Raw genomic sequence first — 21584 nt, forward strand, 5'->3', positions numbered from 1 at the left:
GCTCAGTCGGCGCCGGGGGCGCTCTTGTAGGCGCGCGAGCGTTGCTCGCGCCGCGCGCGCCGCCGCGCTTCCTGGATGCTCGAGGCGCCATTGTCGAAATGCGCCTCCATCAGCCGCGCGATCGCGGCGACGTCGCGCGCGCGGAAGGCACGCTCGATCTCGACATGCTCCTCGAACGCCTCGGCCCAGCGCGCGTGGTCGAGCGTGCTGACGTGGCGCGCGCGCTCGGCGCGCGGCAGCAGCAGCCGCCACGCCAGGATCAGCGAGGCATTGCCGGAGGATTCGACGATATGCTCGTGGATCAGCCGGTTGGCCTCGAGATAGCGCGGACGGTCGCGCACCGCGAAATAATGCGCGAGATCGTCCTGCAGCTCGGACAGGACCTCGACGTCCTCGGGCTTCATCCGCTCGCACGCCAGCCGCGCCGCGAGCGACTCGAGCGCGCCGAGCACGCTGAACACGTCGGACGCGGCCTGTTCGTCGAGCTGACTGACCTGCACCGTGCGGTTGGGCAGCAGCGTCACCAGACCCTCGGCCGCGAGCGTCCGCAGCGCCTCGCGCACGGGGGTGCGCGACGTGCCGAACTGCTCGCTGAGCGCGACCTCGCGCAGCGGCTCGCCGGGCGCGAGCTCGCCCGACAGGATCATCCGCCGCAGCAACGTCACCGCCTCCTGGTGGCGGTCCCCCTTGCGGGCGGGCGCGCGGGTGTCGGGGGCGACAGAGGAAGCGTCGGACATTGCATGCTCATACCCGAGCGTGTCGACAACGGCAAACGCGTGTACGCCAGCGATGCCTTGATCTCGCTCTATCGGCGGCGGGCGACGGGCGCTCAGCGCGGCAGCGCATAGGCGACCACCGACCCGCCCGGCCGGCGCTTGCGGTCCTTGCCGCCGCCCGCGGCGATCGCGACGAACTGGCGCCCGTTCACCGCATAGGTGGCGGGCGTCGCCAGCCCGGCGGCGGGCAGCTCGGTCGACCAGAGCAGCCGGCCGTCGCGCTTGTCGAAGGCGCGGAAGCGGCGGTCGTAGACGGTCGCCGCGATGAACAGCAGCCCGCCTTTGGTCACCACCGCGCCGCCGTAATTCTCGCTGCCGGTCTCCTCCGGCCCGAGCTCGGGATAGCGGCCGAGCGGGCGGCGCCATACCCAGCGTCCGGTGTTGACGTCGAGCGCGGACAGCGTCCCCCAGGGCGGGGTCAGCGCGGGATAACCGTCCGGGTCGAGCAGGCGGTGATAGCCGTCGAACACGTACGGCTCGTCGAAGGTCGCGAGCGCGGCCGCGGCGGCGGGCGCCGCCTCGTTGCCGCGCGGGGCGGGCGGGGGAGCGTCGCCGCGCAGATAGCCGACCAGCTCGGCCACCTGCGCGCGCGACAGCGTGCCGCCGAAGCCGGGCATCCGCCCGCCGCCGCGGGTGATCTGGCGATCGAGCTGGTCCGCGCTGAGCCGCGCCGCGACGTCGCGCAGCCCGGGCACCTGCGGCGGGTCGCCGGCGCGGTCGACGCCGTGGCACGCGGCGCAGTGGTTGGCGTAGAGCGCGGCGCCCCCGCCGCCCGCGACGCGCGCGGGGCGCGGCTTGAGCCGCAGCGTCCAGGCCATCTCGTTGGCGTTGACGTAGAGCAGCCCGGTCTCGGGATCATAGGCCGCGCCGCCCCATTCGGCGCCGCCGTCCATGCCGGGCAGCAACACCGTGCCCTGCAGGCTGGGCGGATCGAACGGGCCGCGGTTGCGCAGCGTGGCCAGCGTCGCGGTGACCGCGCGATGCGCCGCCGGGGTGCGCCGCGTCACGTCCGCCGGGGTGAGCCGCTGGCGCGCGAAGGGGGCGATACCGGTCGGCATCGGCTGGGTCGGCCAGGCGTGCTCGCCGGGCATGTCGCTGGGCGGCACGGGCCGCTCCTCGATCGGGAAGAGCGGGCGTCCGTCGCGCCGGTCGAACACATAGACCAGCCCCGATTTGGTCGTCTGCGCGATCGCGGGCACGCCGCGCACCGTGACCAGCGTGGGCTGCGCGGGAAAGTCGCGGTCCCACAGATCGTGGTGGACGCTCTGGAAGTGCCAGCGCCGTCGTCCGGTGCGCGCGTCGAGCGCGACCAGGCTGTTGGCGAAGAGATTGGCCCCCGTGCGGGTCGGCCCGTAGAAATCGCGGTCGCCCATCCCGCTCGACGCCACCGGCAGGAAGACCAGCCCGCGCGCGACGTCGACGGTCAGCCCGGCCCAGACATTGGCGCCGATCTCGGTCTTCCAGGCGTCGCGCGGCCAGGTCTCCGCACCGGCTTCGCCCGGGTGCGGGATGGTGTGGAAGGTCCAGCGGATCGCGCCGGTGCGCACGTCGAAGGCGCGGACGTCACCCGGCGTGTGGCCGGTCGATCCCATGATGATGAGATCCTCGAACACCGCGCCGGGGGTGACATTGTTGACGGTCAGCCGCTCGAGCGGTCGACCGAAGCCCTCGCGCAGGTCGACGCGCCCGGCGCGTCCGAAGCGCGGGTCGGGGCGGCCGGTGTCGGCGTCGACCGAGATCAGCTCCTGGCCGAACGTGAACAGGATGCGCCGCGCGCCCGCGCCGCTCCAATAAGAGACGCCGCGCAGCCGCTGGCGCGTCGCGACCGGGGTCACGGCGGGATCATAGCTCCAGCGCTCGCGCCCGGTGGCGGCGTCGAGCGCGACCAGCCGCCCCTTGGGGGTGACGAGATACATCCACCCCGCGATCACCAGCGGGTTGCTCTGCATGTCCGACTGCGAGGCGCCCTCGCCGAAGGCGTCGCCGCTGTCATATTCCCAGACCTTGACCAGCCGCGCGACGTTGCGCGTGTCGATCTGGTCGAGCGTGGAGAAGTGCGTCGCGCCGGGGTTGCCGTGATAATAAGGCCAATCGTCGCCCGAATATGTCGCATCCGCGCCGTCGCGCTCTGCTTGGCGGGGGGCGGCGCCGGTGCCGAGCAGCAGCGCACCCGCGAGCGCGACCGACGCGGCGATGCGCCGAGACCTTGCCGATGCCATATGTCCTCCCCTCCGGCGCCGCGTCGCGCTCCGCCGGTGAGCCTATCGTCTGATTCACGTCGGTTGAACCGTGCTCCCGCGTCCGCACGAGCACGCGCTGGTGCGAACCGGGTGGAGCACACCCTAGCGGCGTCGCGCGACGAAAAGCGACCGCTATATGCCAGCTATACGAGGTTTCGCGGAATCGATCTCGTATTGCTACGATCCGTGCGCCTAATCGGCCGCCCTTGAAGGCATCCTCGCGGGAGGGTGCCCCTTCGAGGGGTGACAAGAATGACGTTCGTCCTCGCGCTCGCGCTCGGCGCCGCGCTCTGTCTGCCGATCGCCGCGCACGCGCAGGCGTTGGCCGAGGATCAGGCTGGGTCGCACGAGGCCGCCGCGCCCGCGCCGATCACGGTCAGCGGCGCCGCCACGATCGCGTCCGACTATCGCTTCCGCGGCGTGTCGCAGAGCGACCGGCAGATGGCGGTGCAGGGCGGGATCACCGTCGCGCACGGGAGCGGCCTCTACGTCGGCGCCTGGGCGTCGAACCTGGCGGGCTGGGGCACGTTCGGCGGCGCCAACATGGAGCTCGACCTGATCGGCGGCTACAAGGCCAAGCTCGCCGACAACGCCACGCTCGACATCGGGCTGACCTGGTACATGTACCCCGGCGGCGCCGACAAGACCGACTTCGCCGAGCCCTATGTCAAGCTGAGCGGCACCGCCGGCGCGGCGATGCTGACCGCCGGCGCGGCCTATGCGTCGAAGCAGCAGGCGATCGGGCGCTGGTACCGCACCGGCGCCGACGCCGCGGCGGGCGTCTACACCGACGCCGGCGCCAAGGACGACAACCTCTATCTGTGGGGCGACGGCGCGCTGGCGCTCGCCGGCACGCCGCTCACCGCCAAGGCGCATATCGGCCATAGCTGGGGGCAGGACGGGCTCGGCCCCAACGCCACCGCGGTGGCGCCGACCGGTTCCTACTGGGACTGGTCGCTCGGCGCCGACGCGACCTGGCGCAACCTGACCCTCGGCCTGAGCTACGTCGACACTGACCTGTCGGATCGGTCGTCGGCCTATCTGCGGCCGAGCTTCAGCAAGGGGCAGGACGGCACCGGCAGCATCGCCGGCGGCACCGTGCTGGCCTCGCTGACCGCCGCCTTCTGACACGGGAGAGATGGGATGCAGGACCTGCTCTGGGTCGCGATCATGGTCGGGCTGGTGGCGCTGACGCTCGCCTATGTCCGCCTGTGCGACAATAGCTGAGGAGACGCGACATGACGCTCGACCTCTGGCTGGCGGCGCTCACCGCGCTCGGCCTCCTCGTCTATCTGGTGGCGGTGCTGCTCCGCCCCGAACGCTTCTGAAGGAGGCGGTGCCATGACATTTCAGGGCTGGTTCCTGATCCTCGCCTTCACCGGCGTGCTGCTCGCGCTGACCAAGCCGGTCGGCCTGTGGCTGTTCGCGCTGTACGAGGGGCGGCGCACGCCGCTCCACCGCGTGCTCGGCCCGATCGAGCGCGGCTTCTACGCGCTCGCCGGGGTCGACCCGGACGAGGAGCAGGGGTGGCGCCGCTACGCGCTCCACATGCTGCTGTTCAACGTCGCGCTGATGCTGTTCACCTATGCCGTGCTGCGGCTCCAGGCGGTGCTGCCGCTCAACCCGCAAGGGCTGGGCGCGGTGAGCGAGCATCTCGCGTTCAACACCGCGATCAGCTTCACCAGCAACACCAACTGGCAGAGCTACGGCGGCGAGAGCACCATGTCGAACCTCAGCCAGATGCTGGGGCTGACGATCCACAACTTCCTGTCGGCGGCGACCGGCATCGCGCTCGCCTTCGCGCTGTTCCGCGGCTTCGCGCGGCGTGAGACGAGAACGATCGGCAACTTCTGGGCCGACGTCACCCGCATCACGCTCTACCTGCTGCTGCCGCTCTGCGTCGCGCTCGCGCTCTTCTACATCGTCAGCGGCGTGCCGCAGACGCTCGCGGGCGTCGTCGACGTGCAGACGCTGGAGGGCGCGCGCCAGTCGATCCTGCTCGGGCCGGTGGCCAGCCAGGAAGCGATCAAGATGCTCGGCACCAACGGCGGCGGCTTCTTCAACGCCAATTCGGCGCACCCGTTCGAGAACCCGACCGCGCTGACCAACTTCGTGCAGATGCTGTCGATCTTCCTGCTCGGCGCCGGGCTGACCTGGACCTTCGGCAGAGCGGTGGGCAACACGCGCCAGGGCTGGGCGATCCTGGCGGCGATGCTGATCCTGTTCCTCGCCGGCGTGAGCGTGACCTATGCCGCCGAGGCGGCGGGCAACCCAATGCTCCACCAGCTCGGCGTCGCGGGCGGCAACATGGAGGGCAAGGAGGTGCGCTTCGGCATCGCCGCCTCCGCGCTGTTCTCGGTGATCACCACCGCGGCCTCGTGCGGCGCGGTCAACGCCATGCACGACAGCTTCACCGCGCTGGGCGGGATGATCCCACTGTTCAACATGCAGCTCGGCGAGGTCGTCGTCGGCGGCGTCGGCGCGGGGATCTACGGCTTCCTGCTGTTCGCGATCCTCGCGGTGTTCGTCGCCGGGCTGATGGTCGGGCGCACGCCCGAATATGTCGGCAAGAAGATCGAGAGCCGCGAGGTGAAGCTCGCGGTGCTGGCGATCGCGGTGCTGCCGCTCGTCATCCTCGGCCTCACCGCTCTGTCGTCGGTGCTGCAACAGGGCTTGGCGGGGCCGCTCAACAAGGGGCCGCACGGCTTCTCGGAGATCCTCTACGCCTTCACCAGCGCGGTGGCGAACAACGGCTCCGCCTTCGCCGGGCTGACCGCGAACACGCCCTATTATAACGGGCTGCTCGGTGTCGCGATGTGGATCGGGCGGTTCTTCATCATCGTGCCGATGCTCGCGGTCGCGGGCAGCCTCGCCGCCAAGAAATACACGCCGGAGAGCGCGGGCTCGTTCCCGACCACCGGCGGCCTGTGGGTCGGGCTGCTCGTCGGCATCATCCTGATCCTGGGCGGCCTCACCTTCCTGCCGAGCCTCGCGCTCGGTCCGATCGCCGATCATCTCGCGATGATCCGCGGCCAGCTGTTCTGAACCGGGGGCCAATATGGCGAAGACCCAGACCAAGAGCCTGTTCACGGCCGACCTCGTCGTGCCCGCGATCACGGCAAGCTTCCTCAAGCTCAACCCGAAAGAGCTGATCCGCAACCCGGTGATGTTCGTGACCGCCTGCGTGGCGACGCTGCTGACGGTGACGATCGGCATCGGCGGCGACGGGCTGACGCTCGCGTTCAAGGCGCAGCTCGTCGTGTGGCTGTGGCTGACGGTGCTGTTCGGCACCTTCGCCGAGGCGCTGGCGGAGGGGCGCGGCAAGGCGCAGGCGGCGAGCCTGCGCGCGACCAAGGCCGAGCTCACCGCCAAGCGGCTGAAGGGCGACGGGCGCCAGTATGACAATGTCGCCGCCAGCCAGCTCAAGGTCGGCGACATGGTGCTGGTCGAGACGAACGACCTGATACCCTCGGACGGCGAGGTCGTGTCCGGCGTCGCCTCGGTCAACGAGGCCGCGATCACGGGCGAGAGCGCGCCGGTGATCCGCGAGGCGGGCGGCGACCGCTCGGCGGTGACCGCGGGCACGCGCGTCATCTCGGACGAGATCCGCGTGAAGGTGACGGTGGAGCCGGGCAAGGGCTTCCTCGACCGCATGATCGCGCTGGTCGAGGGTGCCGAGCGGCAGAAGACGCCGAACGAGGTGGCGCTGACCGTGCTGCTGGTCGGGTTGACGATCATCTTCCTGATCGCGGTGGCGACGATCCCGGGCTTCGCCGCTTACACCGGCGGCCGCATCCCGGTGGCGATCCTCGCCGCGCTGCTGATCACGCTGATCCCGACGACGATCGCGGCGCTGCTCTCCGCGATCGGCATCGCGGGGATGGACCGGCTGGTGCGGTTCAACGTGCTCGCCAAGTCGGGCCGCGCGGTCGAGGCGGCGGGGGACGTGGACGTGCTGCTGCTCGACAAGACCGGCACGATCACGATCGGCGACCGCCAGGCGAGCGAGTTCCGCAGCGTCGGCGGGGCCAGCGACGTCGAGCTGGCCGAGGCGGCGCTGCTCGCCAGCCTCGCCGACGAGACCCCGGAAGGCCGCTCGATCGTCGTGCTGGCGCGCGACACGTTCGGGCTGCGGCGGCCGATGCCCGCGGGCGCCGAGGTCATCCCCTTCACAGCGCAGACCCGCGTCTCGGGCGTGCGCATCGGCGACACGCTGATCCAGAAGGGCGCGGTCGACTCGATCCTGCGCGCCAACGCGGGCGCGGGCGAGACCGCCGCGGCGACCGAGTTGCGCCGCCTCACCGACGAGATCGCGCGCGCCGGCGGCACGCCGCTGGCGGTGGCGCGCGACGGCCGCCTGCTCGGCGCGATCTTCCTCAAGGACGTGGTCAAGGCCGGGATCCGCGAGCGCTTCGGCGAGCTGCGCACCATGGGCATCCGCACCGTGATGATCACCGGCGACAACCCGCTGACCGCCGCGGCGATCGCGGCCGAGGCGGGGGTGGACGACTTCCTCGCCCAGGCGACGCCCGAGGACAAATTGGCGCTGATCCGCCAGGAGCAGACCGGCGGCAAGCTCGTGGCGATGTGCGGCGACGGCACCAACGACGCGCCCGCGCTGGCGCAGGCCGATGTCGGGGTGGCGATGAACACCGGCACGCAGGCGGCGCGCGAGGCGGGCAACATGGTCGACCTCGACAGCGATCCGACCAAGCTGATCGAGGTGGTCGGGCTCGGCAAGCAATTGCTGATGACGCGCGGCGCGCTCACCACCTTCTCGGTGGCGAACGACGTGGCGAAATATTTCGCGATCATCCCGGCGATGTTCGTCGCGCTCTATCCGGGGCTCGGCGTGCTCAACGTGATGGGGCTGGCGACGCCGCAGTCGGCGATCCTCAGCGCGATCATCTTCAACGCGCTGATCATCCCGCTGCTGGTGCCGCTCGCGCTCAGGGGCGTGGCGTACAAGCCGATGGCGGCCGGGCCGCTGCTGGCGCGCAACCTCGCGGTCTACGGCCTCGGCGGCCTGCTCGCGCCGTTCGTCGGCATCAAGCTGATCGACGTGGTGGTCGGCGGTCTGGGGCTGGCGTGACCTCGGCCGCTCGCTCTCAGGATCGCTCCGCAGGCCGTCGAAAGGCTCATCCTGCTCCGTCATCCCGGACTTGTTCCGGGATCCACGTCTCCGCGAGAGCAACGCTCGAGGAGTGCGCGGCACAATGGATCCCGGAACACGTCCGGGATGACGGGCGAGGGTCCTCGGGCAACTCTCCCCCAGGACAATCTCGAAGGAGAAATGACATGACCAAGGATCTCTCGTCCGCGCTGCGCCCCGCGATCGTGCTGACGTTGCTGTTCGCCGCGCTGCTCGGCCTGCTCTACCCGCTGGCGATGACGGCGCTGGGCCAGGCGCTCTTCCCGCGCCAGGCGAACGGCAGCCTGGTGCGCGACGCGGGGGGCACGGTGATCGGCTCGACCGTCGTGGGCCAGGCGTTCGCGACCGACCGCTACTTCCAGTCACGCCCCTCGGCCGCCGGCAAGGGCTATGACGGCCTGTCCTCCTCGGGCTCCAACCTCGGACCCGCGAGTCGGGCGCTCGCCGACCGCGTCGAGGCTGACGTCGCGAAGCGGCGGGCCGAGGGTGTCGCCGGCCCGCTCCCGGCCGATCTGGTCACCGCGAGCGGCTCGGGGCTCGACCCCGATCTGTCGCCGGCGAGCGCGCTGGCACAGGCGCCGCGGATCGCGCGCGTGCGCGGCCTCGCGGTGGAGCGCGTGCGCGCGCTCGTCGCGGCGCAGGTGGAGGACCCGATCCTCGGTGCCGCGCACGTCAACCTGCTCGCGCTCAACCGCGCGCTGGACGCGCTGCCCCGCGCCGCGGCGCCGCGCTGAGCGACGCCGGATCGAGCGCCGCGCTCCCGCGCCAGTGCCGCAGGGGCGGGGCGAACGGCGACCGTGATCCGGAACGTCGCGGCGCGCGGCTCGTCCTGTTGCCACGGGCGCGTCCGCCCGCGGAGACCTTCGATGGCAGAGAACCGGACCGCGACGATCTACCGCATGGTGCTGCCCGACCACATCTGTCCGTTCGGCGTCCGTGCCAAGCAGATGCTCGAGCGGGCGGGGTTCGAGGTCGACGATCGCCTGCTCCAGTCGCGCGACGCGGTCGACGCGTTCAAGGCCGAGCAGAACGTCGCCACCACCCCGCAGATCGTCATCGACGGCGAGCGGATCGGCGGCAGCGACGATCTCGAACGCTATCTCGAACGGGTCTGACGGGCACAGCGCCCGCGCGGCTAGGGTTTCGCGCGCAGGGTGAAGCGGGTCATCTCCGACGGCACGCCCAGCCGCAGCGCGAACCCCGGCCACAATCCGGTGCCGTTGCTGACGTACAAGGTCATGCCCCCGACCGCATAGCGGCCCGCGACGAAGCCGGCGTTGGCGCGCGCGACCAGCCGGTCGAGGCCGATCACCATGCCGCCATGGGTGTGGCCGGACAGTTGCAGCGCCACGCCGCGCGCGGCGGCGTGACGCGCCTGTCGCGGTTGATGATCGAGCAAGATGATCGGCACCCCCGCCGGTGCGCCGCGCAGCGCCACGCCCAGATCCGGGGGCGCCTCGCCGACGCTGGGCGCCGACAGATCGGTGACGCCGGCGACGACCAGCGCCGCGCCGTCGCGCCGGATCACGATATGCGCATTGGGCAGCATGCGGAAGCCGAGCGCGGTCAGGTGGCGCATCCAGGCACCGTAATCGAAGAAATATTCGTGATTGCCCGGTATCGCCCACACGCCGTCGGCGGCGCGCAATGCCCGCAACGGCGCCACGTCGTCGCGGCGCATGTCGACCGAGCCATCGATGACATCGCCCGTGACGACGATCGTGTCGGCGCCCGCGGCATTGGCGCGCGTCACCACGGCACGCGCCCAGCGATCCGGGAACAGCCGGCTGACGTGAAGATCGGTGAGCTGGAGGATGCGATATCCCTCGAACGGTGGCGCCAGCCCAGCGATCTCCACCTCCACGTCCTTGATCGGCGGGACGCGGATCGCCTGCGCGACCGCGAGCGCGCTGACCAGCAGCGCCAGCGCGATCGCGCCGTACCGCGCGGTGTCGGGCAGTCCGACCCGCCGCCACTGGACGACCGCCGCGGTGACCAGCCCGAGGTCGAGCACGATCTGGACGAACCACAGCAGCAGCAGCGCGCCCAACGCCCAGTTGAACAGGACCACCGCCGCGCGCGGAAACTCGGGCGCGAACACGGAGCCCGACGAGAGCCGGCTCCACAGATGATATTGCGAGGCGGCGAGCAGGAGCAAGGCGACGAGGACCCTGCTCCACAGCGGCAGGGACAGCGGCCAGAACGTGCGACAGGCGACGTAGATCGCCGGGATCAGGAAGATGAGGGAGATGATCGGCATCCTTCCAGGGGCATCGACGGGCCGGGTCGGGTGATCGCCCCTTAGCGCGACTCGCTGCCGGAGGCGACCGACGGTCGCGCGTGCGCTGGCCGCCACCATCAAGAACGTCTCGGCGCGGCGCTGCCGGACGACCTCTGTCGTCGATCGCGGGTCGTTCGGCGGGATCGTATTCAGACCACCGCCCACCACTAACCCATGCCTTATGCGAAAATTGGATCGCACCTATAAAATACTATCTATCCGGCCCGGAAGTTCGATGGTAGCGTTCCCGTCAATGGTTGACTCAGAGCAACCTGCTGTGGGGAGAGGGGAATGTCGAAGGGGGCTTTCACGCATGCCAGTGCGTCGTCGCTGGTGATCGCGATGATGTTGGGTGCGGTACCAGCCGCCGCGCAGGGGGGCGGCACCGGCGGCGCGAGCGCGACCGACGCGCCGGCGCAGACGGGCGTCCCGGCGGGTACGCCCGCCACCGCCTCGGGTCAGCCCGCCACCGCGGGCGCGCTGTCCGGGACGAGCGAGGGCGGCGACGTCAGCACCAGCGCGGACGGGACCGACATCGTCGTCACCGGGCTGCGCCAGTCGCTCGCCTCGGCGCAGGCCATCAAGCGGAATTCCGAGCAGATCGTCGACTCGATCACCGCCACCGACATCGGCCGCCTGCCCGACACCACCGTCGCCGAGGCGTTGCAGCGCATCTCGGGCATCCAGATCACGCGCAACCGCGGCGAGGGCAGCGCGATCGCGATCCGCGGCCTCACCCAGGTGCGCACCGAGCTCAACGGGCGCGACATCTTCTCGGCCAACGGCGGGCGCGGCCTGTCGTTCGAGGAGATCGGCCCCGATCTGCTCGCCGGCGTCGACGTCTACAAGAACCCCTCGGCCGAGCTGATCGAGGGCTCGCTCGGCGGCACCGTCAACCTGCGCACGCGCATGCCCTTCGACGCGCCGGGGCGGGTGGTGTCGCTGACCGGTTCGGCGACGCGCTACGACTTCGCCGACAGCAACAAGTTCGGCGCCTCGGGCCTCTACAGCGATCGCTGGAGCACGGGGATCGGCGAGATCGGCATCCTCGCCAACGCGTCATGGCAGCAGACCGCCTTCCGCGAGGACAAGGTCCAGATCGAGCCCTACCATTATCACGGCCCCGATCCGATCGAGGGCGCGACGGTCGAGAACACCTTGGTGCCGGGCTTCGAGACGCAGAATGTCCTGGTCCCGCACGGCGGCGGCTTCAACAATGCGGTAGGCGACCGCAAGCGCTTCAGCGCCGCCGCGGCGCTGCAGTGGAAGCCCACGTCCAACCTCGAATTCTACGCGCAATATCTGACCGCGCGCTATCGCTACCACGATTACGGCCTGTCGTTCTTCGCCGCCGGCACGCCGATGACGCCGACGCCGGGCGCGACCTTCACCGTCGAGGACGGCGTCGCCACCTCGGGGTCGCTCAGCAACCCCTCGAGCAGCAACGTCGTCTATCAGAACAACCGCAACACCGCGACGAGCGACTATGCGGCGGGCCTGAAATGGTCGGTGACCGATCGGCTCCACGCCTCGTTCGACTATCAGCATATCCACTCGACCGCGGACAATCGCAGCGTCAACCTGACGATGAACGTGGTCAATCCCTCGACCTCGCTGCCGGGGCTGGGCTCCAACTTCAACGTGCTGTTCGACACGCGCGGTGACGTGCCCTCGATGCTGATCGATCAGCCGGGCTATCTGACGAACCCGGCCAATTTCGAGTTCACCGCGATCCAGCCGTTCCAGGAGAAGAACCGCGCCGACGCCGACGCGGTGCGCGCCGACCTCGACTGGGACTTCGACGAGACCGGCTTCCTGCGCAAGCTGAGCGTCGGCGGGCGCTATTCGGTCAAGGAAGCGGTGAACCGCAATTCGAGCACCTGGTCGACGATCGGCTCCACCTGCGCCAATTGGTCCTCGCCGGCGGGCTGCTATCAGCCGAGCGCGTTCCCGCAGTTCACCGAGCTCAACCCGTTGCAGGGCTCGCTGCTGCGCGGGCGCGCGGCCGACCTGTATTTCGGGCCGGTGCTCCAGTGGCGGCTGAGCTCCGCCGCCAACCCCGAGCAGGGCTTCGCCGACGTCAAGGCGATCTCGGGCCAGACCATCGGCTTCACCTCCTTCGACGACGCGAGCGCCTTCAACGGCACCGTCAACGAGAAGGACATCTCGGCCTATTTCCGCGCCGCCTTCGGCACGCGCCTGCTGGGCATGGACCTCGATGGCAATGCCGGCCTGCGCTACGTCCGCACCGAGCAGACCGGCATCGGCTCGCGCGGGCTGACCTACCGCGACCCCAACACCGGGCCGGTGACCAATCCCGACGGCAGCGTCACCGCACCCCCCAGCGTGGTCGAGCGCGAGCCGTTCACCGGCGGGCGCAACTATACGAAATGGCTGCCCAGCGTGAACCTGCGGCTGCACATCAGCGAGAAGCTGCAGGCGCGCTTCGCTTTTTCCAAGAACCTGTACCGGCCGAACTTCAGCCAGCTGAACCCCAGCTTCAACCTGAGCCCGATCTACAACGGATCGGCCAACACGCCGCAGACGGTCGATCCGAACCTGCCCTACGACCCGCAGACCAACCCTTATGCGGGCACGGGCAATGTCTCGGGCAATCCCGATCTGCGCCCGCAGCAGGTCACCTCGTTCGACGGCGCGCTCGAATGGTATTTCGCGCCGACCGGCTATGTCTTCGCCACCGTGTTCAAGAAGAACCTGGTCGACCTGCTCGACAACCGCACCTTCCCCGTCAACCAGACCATTCCCGGCGTCGGCGTGGTGCAATTCAACGTCACCTCGGTGGTCAACGTGTCCAAGGGCGGGGTGAAGGGCTTCGAGGTCGGCGGCCAGCGCTTCTTCGATTTCCTGCCCGGCGCGCTCGCGGGGCTGGGCGTGCAGGCCAATTACACTCTGTCCGACAGTGATGCCGGCGTGGTGGCGCAGGGCAATGCCGGCAGTACCAACCTCGTCTCGGTGCCGCTGATCGGCCTGTCCAAGCACAGCTTCAACCTGATCGGCCTCTACGACAAATACGGCTTCAACGTCCGCCTCGCCTATAATTGGCGGAGCCGCTACCTGCTGACCACCACCGGGGTCGGCACGCAGACGTTGCCCGAGTTCGTCAAACCCTATGGCGTGCTCGACGCCTCGATCAGCTACGATTTCTCGCCCAACCTGTCGCTGACGCTCGACGCGGCCAATCTCAACAACGCCGCCTATCGCAGCTATCTGGCGACGCCGGCGACGCCGCGCGACTTCCAGTACAACGACCGCCGCCTCTCGGCGCGACTGCGCGTGCGGTTCTGACGAGATGGGCTCGCGTGTGTCTCTCCCGGCCGTCCTCCCGGACCCGGATTGATCGCCGGGGATCGCGCGCGATCCCGCGGCAGCGACGAGCCTCACCTGTGGCCGCCTTCCGCGAGGGCGGCCACCTTTTTTTGAAAGACGGGCGAGGAGAGGCGGCGAGGTGAGCGACGGGGCGATCCGGCACGTGGTCGTGGTAGGCGGGGGGACCGCCGGCTGGATGGCGGCGGCGATGCTGTCGAGCCGGCTGCCGCGCGAGCGCACGCGCGTCACTCTGGTGGAATCGGCCGAGATCGGCACGGTGGGGGTCGGCGAGGCGACGATCCCGCCGATCCTCGACCTCAACCGGCTGCTCGGCATCGACGAGGACGAGCTGATCCGCCGCACCCACGGCACCTACAAGCTGGGCATCGAGTTCCGCGACTGGGGCGCGATCGGCCAGCGCTATTTCCACCCGTTCGGCAGCTACGGCGCCGATATCGGCGGGGTGGCCTTCCACCACCACTGGCTGCGGCTGCGCGAGGGGGAGCTGGCCGATTATTCGCTGCCCACCGTCGCCGCGGAGGCCGGCCGCTTCGCGCATCCCGCGCAGGATCCGCGCGATGTGCGGTCGAAGCTGGCCTATGCGCTCCACTTCGACGCCAGCCTGTACGCCGCTTTCCTGGGCGAGCGCGCGATCGCCGACGGCACCGAACGGGTCGAGGGGCGGATCGTCGCGGTCGAGCGCGACGGGGCGAGCGGCGACGTCACCCGGCTGCGGCTGGCGGACGGGCGCGCGATCGACGGCGACCTCTTCCTCGACTGTTCGGGCTTCCGCGGCCTGCTGATCGAGGAGGCGCTCGGCACCGGCTATGAGGATTGGTCGCGCTGGCTGCCGATGGATCGGGCGATCGCGGTGCCGACCGAGCGGATCGCGCCGCCGGTGCCGTTCACGCGCTCGACCGCGGGGGCGGCGGGGTGGCGCTGGCGCATCCCGCTCCAGCACCGCACCGGCAACGGCCACGTCTATTGCAGCCGCTTCCTCGACGATGACACGGCCGAGCGGCAGCTGCTGGACGCGCTCGACGCGCCCGCGCTGGCCGCGCCGCGGCGGCTGCGCTTCACCACGGGGCGGCGGCGACGGGCGTGGAACCACAATGTCGTGGCGCTCGGCCTCGCCTCGGGCTTCATCGAGCCGCTCGAGTCCACCTCGATCCATCTCGTGCAGCAGGGGGTGCAGACGCTGATGTCGCTGTTCCCGCGCGGCGCGATCGAGCCGGCCGAGGTGGCGCAGTACAACCGGCTGATGCAGCGCGACTATGAGCAGGTCCGCGATTTCGTGATCCTGCATTACAAGCAGACCGCACGCGACGACACGCCCTTCTGGCGCATGGCCGCGGCGATGGCGGTGCCCGACACGCTGGCGGAGCGGATGGCGCTGTTCGCCGCCAACGGCCGTATCGTGCCCGAGCCGGGCGAGCTGTTCACCCCGACGAGCTGGGCCGCGGTGATGCTGGGCCAGGGCCTGTCGCCGCGCGGCTATGACGGACAGGCCGACCTCTACCCGGAGGAGACGATGGGCGCGCAGCTGCGCCGGATGGCGGACCTGGTGCGCCGCGGCGCCGCGGCGCTGCCGACCCACGCCGATTATCTCGCGCAGCCGCAGCGGGCGAGCGGGTGATCGCGCGCGCCGCCTCTTCCCGCACCGTCATCCCGGCCGCGCGCCGGGATCCATCCCTCTGTGAGCGCAACGCTCGCCGCACCGTTGGTCCGGACCCAAGAGGTTCATTGTCGCGGGAGCGACTTACCCCCGTCATCCCGGGCTCGACCCGGGATCCATCGTGCCGCGAGAACCGCCGGCGTCGCTCGCGCGGAAGGATGGATCCCGGCGCGAGGCCGGGATGACGGTGAGGGGCGAGCCGCTTCCGTTACGGCGGCGAGCGCCGTGCTAGCCGCCGCTCGCCCTCAGCGCCGCACCGGCGATACGGCTCAGCTAAGCCACACTCACTCGACGATCGCCGCGGCGTAGCCGTCGAGCGCGAGCGTGCCGCTCACCGCGCTTCCCGTCAGCAGATCGCGTCCCGCGCGCGGCAGCGTCACCGTCGCGGCGTCGCGGCTCGTGTTGACGTAGAGCGTGCGGCCGTCGACGCGCCGCGCCACCACGCCCGGCGGCGTGACCGGCCCGCGCGCGATGCCGAGCTCGTCGTAGAGCGAGCGCAGCAGCGGCCGCAGCAGCGCCGCCTGCGGTGCCGCCGCCACATAGATCGCGCGCCCCTTGCCGAAGCGGTTGGACGTGATTGCGGGCGGGTCGCCGGGCAGCCCCTCGAACCGCGCCAGCACGGTCGCGCGCGCGGGCTCGAGCACCTCGTAATAAGGATCGGTGCCGGTCAGCGTCTCACCCTTGTAGCGGACCTTCAGCGGCGTCGCGGCGCGGTAGAAGGCGCTGGTGCGCAGGCCGAAGACGTCGCTCAGCCGGCCGGGCAGCGGCGTGTCGAACCACTGGCCGGTCACGTCCGCCTTGGCCGAATAGCCCGTCATCACCACGGTGCCGCCGCGCTCGACATAGCGGCGCACCGCGGCGGCGAGCGGCGCGTCCATCACATAGGCGCTCGGCAGCACCAGGAGCTTGTAGCCGTCGATCGGATCGTGCGCGGGGTCGAGCACCGCGGCGTCGACATTGTCCTCGAACAGGGGTTGGAACGCCGCTTTGGCCTGGTCCTGGTAATTGCCGACGAAATACTGCTTCATCGTGTTCGGCCCCGGCGGCGGGGTGAGCAGCCAGTTGGTCTGGAACGAATAGCCGATCGCCACCGGCGGCGTGCCGCGGCGCGGGAAGCCGAGCCCCTGCACCTTGCGGAACTCGGCCGCGATGCGCTGGAACTCGTCGACCTTCCACGACGGGCGATCGTCATGGTCGATCAACCCGAACAGCGACTGTTCCTCGCCGCCGAGATGCGAGTTGAAGGTCCAGGCGAGGAAGGTCTGCGCGTAGGTCAGCAGCCCGAAATAGGCCCACATGCGCGAGCGGTCCGGCGTGCCATAGTCGCCGCCGCCGCCCGCGGTGAACTCGTTGAACCACACCGGCCGCGGGCTGCCCGCGCGCATCATCATCACCTGGAAGGCGGCCCCCATCGCGTCGCCCGGATAGAAGCCGAGCGCGCCGAACGTGGCGTAGCGGTCCCAGCTGCGCAGGAAGTCGAAGCCCTTGTTGCCCGCCTCGGGCCAGAGATTGGAGATGGCCGGCAGTTGCGGCGCGACGCGCGCGCGCACCGCGTCGATCTCGCCCAGCGCGGCGATGGTCTGCTCGGACCAGAAGCGGTGCAGGTCGAGGTTGCGCTCGTTCGGCCCCGGGCCGTCGCCGTAGGGGACGTCGACCGAATCCCAGTCGGCGATGCGGCGCGACCAGCGCTGCGTCGCCCAGGCCGCGTTGAGCGCCTCGATCGTGCCGTAGCGCTGGCGCAGCCAGTCGGTGAAGCGCTGCTTGACGCCGGGCGAGTAGGACATCGGCGAGCTGCCGACCTCATTGTCATAGCCGACCGCGATCACCGCCGGGTGCTTGCCCCAGCGCGTCAGCATCGCCTCCGCCAGCGCGGTGACGCGGCGGCGGTAATCGGGGTCGCTGATGTCGTCCCAGTAGCGCGAGGCGGCGTGGCGGCGCGCGCCGTCCTGCGAGACGATGTCGACACCGGGATAATGCTTGTGCAGCCAGCCGGGCGCGGGCAGGCCGGGCACGTCGAGGATCACCTTGATCCCGGCGGCGTGCATCTGGTCGAGCACGCGGTCGAACCACTCGAAGCGATATTGCCCCTCGGCCGGCTCGAACGAGTCCCAGGAGAGGTCGCCCATCCGCACCATGGTGAAGCCGGCGCGCTTCATCACCGCGATATCGGCGGCGATCTGCGCCGGCGAGCGATCGACCGGCTGATAGCAGGCGCCGACGAAGAGCCGCCCGTCGAGCGCGGGGGTGCGGACCAGCGCGGGTGACGCGGTGCCGGGTGCGGCGGTGGCGGGCGCGAGCGGAGTCACGAGGCTCGTCAGCAGGACAAGGGCGGCGAGGGGCGTGCGCGGCATAAGCGGGAAGGGTCCGTCGAAGAGGGGAGGCATGATCAGGCGAGATCGGCGCGGGAGCCGCCGGAGCGCGGCGCCGCGGCCGTGCCGGATCGGCGATGGTGGTGCGCGGCTCATCTCATGCGGAGGTGCGGCCGTGCAGCGGAGGGCCAGCCGCCCGGCTCGTGGCTCGCACCGGTGCCTCCACAGGGGCGCCGCATGGCGAGGCCGCAGCGGCGGCGCGGCTGTCCTGATCGTCCATGTCCCGCTCCCCCTCGTCGTTATCATACTTGCAAGTATATTTTCACTTGGCAAGCCGGACGTGACGTTGCCGTTATCCGTGGTCGGCACGGCGTTTGCGGCTGCACCGCGAGGGCGTGCTTCGTGTGGCCGACGACCGCCCGGACGCGCGCCGGCGCGACGCGTCAGGCTCGCTCCCGGCGCTCTTCGCACGCCGCATCAGCGCGTCGCTGCGGCAGGGGTGTCGAGGCGGTGGCCGTGCGGTGTGCTTCGCGCGTGACGGGCGCGGCCCGAGTGCGGGCGATCGTCGCACCGGGCGGTGAGACAAAAAATGCCAGCATCCGCGGGGATGCTGGCATTTTTTATGGTGGGCGTGGCAAGGATTGAACTTGCGACCCCTGCGATGTCAACGAAGCGGTCAGCCCGGTTTTCAGCCAAATTCCGGCTCTAGCACGCTCCTGTTGCAGCCTCGCTAACCCGCAGTTTTCCGTTGTCGTGAGCGGCTGACGCCGAACTCGCGCCGAAGCTGCCCCCCACGTTTCAAGCGCCTTCCAGCGCTCCACCGCACGCATGCGCACGGCGATCAAACCCGATTCTGCCGGCGCTTTCGTGCGCCCATCGAACTTCCGTCTCGGGTGCCGGAACGATGTCCTTCGCGGATCGCCTTAAGGCCGCCAACGCAGCGCGCCTCTCTCGCTACTTCAACAAGACCGCGAGCTTCAGCAGCTCGACCCAGCGCCGGGGCCACAGCCCCGTCCGACGCCACAGCCAATATCCGGGGGAGCGGGAGGCACGCGCCTGGCGGCAGAACAACGTCTTCACAGCGGCCGAGCGACGAGCCCGAATGACGGCAGTGCGAGAGTGGAACTACCGCGAAAAGAAGAAGGGGGCCGCATGGGGCCCGCTAGGGCCAAGCGGTGAGCGATTTCTCGACTTCCTCATGGGCATGCGGTGCTTCACGACCGGCCGCCTCGACATGGCCATCAAGACGATGGCCGAGAAGCTCGTGATGTCGGTGCAGACGGTGTGCAACTACGTAGAGCGGCTGGTCTCGCTCGGCCTGCTCACGAAGATACGACGCATGGAGCCGGTCGAGGAGCCAGAGCCAGGCGGCCCACAGGTCAAACAGATCACCAACGCTTACTGGTTCGAGCTTCCGGCGGAGATCACCGAGCGCGTGCGACAGATCATGTCGGGTGGCGGCAAGCCCGTCGACCAGGAAGAGCACGAGCGCGCCCAGGCTGAGCTGGTGCGAGAGATGGTCAAGACGCTCTCGGCCGAGGAGATGGCACGCTTCTACGCCGGCGACGGCACGGTCCTCGCGGAAGCTCTGGCGCGCCTCGGCTCGGCAGTCGATCGGAAGAAGGGCGATTCTAGTCCTTCGACAGTAACCCGGTCGACAAGGTAAGATAATGAGGAATGAGAGCGCTTTAGGCGCTCTCATGCGCAGATTTGATCATCCCCCCACGCCGCAACGGCACGACATACCCCCTCGACCGCCAAGACCCGGCCGTCGAGCGTGGCGGCTTGCGCCGCCCCGATGCTGCCTAGGGGGGATGGAGCACGAACGGTGCCAACTCTCGCCTATGACGAGTATGCGGACCCGTCAGGAGGTAAGATAATGTCAGTCGAGTCGTTCGAAGCCGATCTCGCGACCATCAAGGCGCACGTCGCCGAGCTGCGTCTGTGCGCGACCGACCAAACTTGGCCTGAGATCGACGAGGTCACGTCGCCCGCACTTGATGAGCGCGCTCGCGAGCGTCTCGCCTCTTACGAGACGTACCGAAACGATGCGCTTCGCTCGCTCCCTGGGGGCGCGTGGAAATCGCTTGAGGAAGCGGCCTCCTGGTTCCGCGGCGAGCGCGAAAAGCGGGGGTGGTCTCGTGAGGACGTATCCGGCCGTTGGGCTGAGGTAGTCTGGAAGAGCAAGCACCCGGACAGCAGCAGCGTCAGGCCTACCGTAAAGCGAGTGGCCAGCTTCGAAGAAGGCGGATGCACGATAGAGCCGCACTGGCTGCGCTGGATGCCGCTGGTCTTCATGTACCATGACCACCGGGGCGAGGACCGCCACCTCTGGGAGCTCGAGAACATCCCGCTTCATCGCGAGTGGGACGAAATACTAGCGGCCGCGGAAGAGGCTCGTCGTCGGCCGTGGCTCGCAGATCACGAAGTAGGCTTGATCAGCCAAATACGAGGCATGACTGACAACCAGCTCATCATACTGCTTGAGCTGGCGAGAGCGCCTCACGTCCTGCAGCCCATCGCAGACATGCTACAGGAGCGGTTCGGCGATGCGTCTGATAGCCGGTCAGCCGATTAGGATCTCGGCCCAGGCCTCGAGCACGCGGCGACGACCGTCGAGCTGATCGTCTCGGTTGTAGGCGCGCTCGACCTTCGCCGTCGTACCGTCCTCCCGTTTGAGGACGTGGCCGAGGGCGCTGTCGATCACGAAGCGGTCGCCCGGCTGGCGCTTGTTCATGATCGTCGAGAAGGTCGCGCGCCAGCCGTGCGGGACATGACGCCGCGCAAAGCCGGCGCGATCATAGAGCGCGCCGATCGCGCCCTCGCCGATCGGTGCCGCGCCGCCTCGGCCGGGGAAGATCAGCTCGCCGGCGTCGCGATCCGCATCGGCACAATGCATATCTGCATCGCCAAAATGCATATTCGCAACGTGCAGCGCGCGCGCTGCGCGCAGGACCTCCACCGCGGCCGGCGCCAGCGGCACCAGGTGATCGTTGGCCGCGTCAAGCTTCTTCGCCGCTGCCAGCTTCATCCGCGCTGCCGGCACGCGCCACAATGGCTCGGCACCGTCCAGGTCCTCGATCTCCGACCAGCGCGCGCCCCGCACCACCGCCAGGCGCACCGCGGTGAGCGCAAGGAAGCGCGAGGCGAGTTTCACCGCGGCGCCGGCGTCGACCAGCTCGGCCGCGGCGAGCAGCTCACGCGCGTCGGCGATCGTCGTCAGCGCCGGCTGGCGCCGCGGCGACGGCGCCGGCGCGAGTGCGCGGCCGACGACGGCCGCCGGGTCGGTCGAGCACCAGCCCTCGCTGATCGCAAGCGCGAACACGTCGGAGATCCGCTGACGCACGCGCTGCGCGGTGACGATCGCTCCGCGGCGCTCGATCGAGCGTACGATCCGCAGCACCGCGGGGGAGTCAATCGCGTCCAGCTCGATCGGGCCGAGCTGGGGGAACACGTCGGCCTCAAGGCTGGCGAGCACGTCGCCGGCGTGGACCGGCGTCCAGCCGGCGAGCTGCTGCGCGTGCCATGCGCGGGCCGCGCGCTCGAAGGTCATCGCCGCCGCAATCGTGCGCGGATCCACGCCGCGGCCGAGCTGCTCGCGCGCGGCCTCGGCGCGCGCTCGAGCGGCGTCGAGCGAGACCTCGGGCCACTGGCCGATCGTCAGAAGCTGCTCGTGGCCGGCGAAGGGGAAGCGCCAGCGAAATGACTTGCGGCCGGTCGGCGCCACGAACAGGTGCAGGCCGCGCTCGTCGGCAATCTTATAGGCAGACGCGCGAGCGCGCGCAGCCTTCACGGCAGCGTTGCTGAGCATAATAGACCTCGAT

Annotated in this window: 15 protein-coding genes; 10 read left to right on the forward strand and 5 right to left on the reverse strand. The window is 69.9% G+C overall.

What is annotated here, in order from left to right; all coding sequences use genetic code 11:
* Window positions 1-2 precede the first annotated feature (2 nt).
* Window positions 3-737 carry a GntR family transcriptional regulator gene (locus EV292_RS20150; protein WP_132911065.1) on the reverse strand — a complete coding sequence of 245 codons (735 nt, stop codon included), beginning with the start codon at window positions 735-737 and terminating at the stop codon, window positions 3-5.
* A 92-nt stretch (window positions 738-829) separates the two neighbouring features.
* Window positions 830-2995: a PQQ-binding-like beta-propeller repeat protein gene (locus EV292_RS20155; protein ID WP_132911066.1), complete on the reverse strand. Its 2166-nt coding sequence runs from the start codon at window positions 2993-2995 to the stop codon at window positions 830-832.
* A 273-nt stretch (window positions 2996-3268) separates the two neighbouring features.
* Between EV292_RS20155 and EV292_RS20160 the strand changes: the two genes are divergently transcribed.
* From EV292_RS20160 to EV292_RS20185, 6 genes are all read left to right on the forward strand, one after another.
* Window positions 3269-4144 (forward strand): TorF family putative porin, encoded by an 876-nt coding sequence (locus EV292_RS20160; RefSeq protein WP_132911067.1) that lies wholly within the window; start codon window positions 3269-3271, stop codon window positions 4142-4144.
* Between the two features lie 110 nt (window positions 4145-4254).
* Complete coding sequence (gene kdpF / locus EV292_RS20165) at window positions 4255-4344, forward strand: K(+)-transporting ATPase subunit F (RefSeq protein WP_132911068.1); 90 nt, start codon at window positions 4255-4257, stop codon at window positions 4342-4344.
* Window positions 4345-4357: 13 nt separating this feature from the next.
* On the forward strand, window positions 4358-6061 hold the full coding sequence (gene kdpA, locus EV292_RS20170) for a potassium-transporting ATPase subunit KdpA (RefSeq protein ID WP_132911069.1): 1704 nt from the start codon (window positions 4358-4360) through the stop codon (window positions 6059-6061).
* 13 nt (window positions 6062-6074) lie between these two features.
* Window positions 6075-8108 (forward strand): potassium-transporting ATPase subunit KdpB, encoded by a 2034-nt coding sequence (gene kdpB / locus EV292_RS20175; protein ID WP_132911070.1) that lies wholly within the window; start codon window positions 6075-6077, stop codon window positions 8106-8108.
* A gap of 206 nt (window positions 8109-8314) precedes the next feature.
* Window positions 8315-8902, forward strand: a complete 588-nt coding sequence (gene kdpC, locus EV292_RS20180) for a potassium-transporting ATPase subunit KdpC (RefSeq protein WP_132911071.1) — start codon at window positions 8315-8317, stop codon at window positions 8900-8902.
* Window positions 8903-9034: 132 nt separating this feature from the next.
* Complete coding sequence (locus EV292_RS20185) at window positions 9035-9283, forward strand: glutaredoxin domain-containing protein (RefSeq protein ID WP_132911072.1); 249 nt, start codon at window positions 9035-9037, stop codon at window positions 9281-9283.
* Between the two features lie 20 nt (window positions 9284-9303).
* On the opposite strand, the gene EV292_RS20190 is transcribed toward EV292_RS20185, so the two are convergent.
* Window positions 9304-10428 carry a metallophosphoesterase gene (locus tag EV292_RS20190; protein ID WP_132911073.1) on the reverse strand — a complete coding sequence of 375 codons (1125 nt, stop codon included), beginning with the start codon at window positions 10426-10428 and terminating at the stop codon, window positions 9304-9306.
* 312 nt (window positions 10429-10740) lie between these two features.
* On the opposite strand from EV292_RS20190, the gene EV292_RS20195 reads away from it, so the two are divergent.
* The gene (locus EV292_RS20195; protein WP_132911074.1) at window positions 10741-13755 is read left to right on the forward strand and encodes a TonB-dependent receptor; all 3015 of its coding nucleotides are present in this window, start codon (window positions 10741-10743) and stop codon (window positions 13753-13755) included.
* 160 nt (window positions 13756-13915) lie between these two features.
* Window positions 13916-15412, forward strand: coding sequence for a tryptophan halogenase family protein (locus EV292_RS20200; protein WP_132911075.1), 1497 nt, complete (start codon window positions 13916-13918; stop codon window positions 15410-15412).
* 323 nt (window positions 15413-15735) lie between these two features.
* Here the strand turns inward: EV292_RS20200 and EV292_RS20205 are convergent, their stop codons facing one another.
* A complete protein-coding gene (locus EV292_RS20205) occupies window positions 15736-17802 on the reverse strand; it encodes a beta-galactosidase (RefSeq protein ID WP_132911076.1) in 2067 nt (688 codons plus the stop codon).
* 862 nt (window positions 17803-18664) lie between these two features.
* Here EV292_RS20205 and EV292_RS20210 point away from each other — a divergent pair.
* Both EV292_RS20210 and EV292_RS20215 read left to right on the forward strand, forming a co-directional pair.
* Window positions 18665-19426, forward strand: coding sequence for a hypothetical protein (locus EV292_RS20210; protein ID WP_132911077.1), 762 nt, complete (start codon window positions 18665-18667; stop codon window positions 19424-19426).
* A gap of 162 nt (window positions 19427-19588) precedes the next feature.
* The gene (locus tag EV292_RS20215) at window positions 19589-20338 is read left to right on the forward strand and encodes a hypothetical protein (RefSeq protein WP_132911078.1); all 750 of its coding nucleotides are present in this window, start codon (window positions 19589-19591) and stop codon (window positions 20336-20338) included.
* Here the strand turns inward: EV292_RS20215 and EV292_RS20220 are convergent.
* Window positions 20327-21571, reverse strand: a complete 1245-nt coding sequence (locus tag EV292_RS20220) for an integrase arm-type DNA-binding domain-containing protein (RefSeq protein WP_132911079.1) — start codon at window positions 21569-21571, stop codon at window positions 20327-20329. The genes EV292_RS20215 and EV292_RS20220 overlap by 12 nt on opposite strands.
* Window positions 21572-21584 lie beyond the last annotated feature (13 nt).

It is taken from the genome of Sphingomonas sp. BK235 (genome assembly GCF_004345855.1).
GTDB lineage: Bacteria > Pseudomonadota > Alphaproteobacteria > Sphingomonadales > Sphingomonadaceae > Sphingomonas.

What these genes read in the sequence shown, in the direction of transcription:
- kdpF (WP_132911068.1), top strand. Translation starts at nt 4,255, where the DNA reads ATGACGCTCGACCTCTGGCTGGCGGCGCTCACCGCGCTCGGCCTCCTC.
- EV292_RS20185 (WP_132911072.1), top strand. Translation starts at nt 9,035, where the DNA reads ATGGCAGAGAACCGGACCGCGACGATCTACCGCATGGTGCTGCCCGAC.
- kdpA (WP_132911069.1), top strand. Translation starts at nt 4,358, where the DNA reads ATGACATTTCAGGGCTGGTTCCTGATCCTCGCCTTCACCGGCGTGCTG.
- EV292_RS20205 (WP_132911076.1), bottom strand. Translation starts at nt 17,802, where the DNA reads ATGCCGCGCACGCCCCTCGCCGCCCTTGTCCTGCTGACGAGCCTCGTG.
- EV292_RS20190 (WP_132911073.1), bottom strand. Translation starts at nt 10,428, where the DNA reads ATGCCGATCATCTCCCTCATCTTCCTGATCCCGGCGATCTACGTCGCC.
- EV292_RS20195 (WP_132911074.1), top strand. Translation starts at nt 10,741, where the DNA reads ATGTCGAAGGGGGCTTTCACGCATGCCAGTGCGTCGTCGCTGGTGATC.
- EV292_RS20220 (WP_132911079.1), bottom strand. Translation starts at nt 21,571, where the DNA reads ATGCTCAGCAACGCTGCCGTGAAGGCTGCGCGCGCTCGCGCGTCTGCC.
- kdpC (WP_132911071.1), top strand. Translation starts at nt 8,315, where the DNA reads ATGACCAAGGATCTCTCGTCCGCGCTGCGCCCCGCGATCGTGCTGACG.
- EV292_RS20150 (WP_132911065.1), bottom strand. Translation starts at nt 737, where the DNA reads ATGTCCGACGCTTCCTCTGTCGCCCCCGACACCCGCGCGCCCGCCCGC.
- EV292_RS20160 (WP_132911067.1), top strand. Translation starts at nt 3,269, where the DNA reads ATGACGTTCGTCCTCGCGCTCGCGCTCGGCGCCGCGCTCTGTCTGCCG.
- EV292_RS20155 (WP_132911066.1), bottom strand. Translation starts at nt 2,995, where the DNA reads ATGGCATCGGCAAGGTCTCGGCGCATCGCCGCGTCGGTCGCGCTCGCG.
- EV292_RS20210 (WP_132911077.1), top strand. Translation starts at nt 18,665, where the DNA reads ATGTCCTTCGCGGATCGCCTTAAGGCCGCCAACGCAGCGCGCCTCTCT.
- kdpB (WP_132911070.1), top strand. Translation starts at nt 6,075, where the DNA reads ATGGCGAAGACCCAGACCAAGAGCCTGTTCACGGCCGACCTCGTCGTG.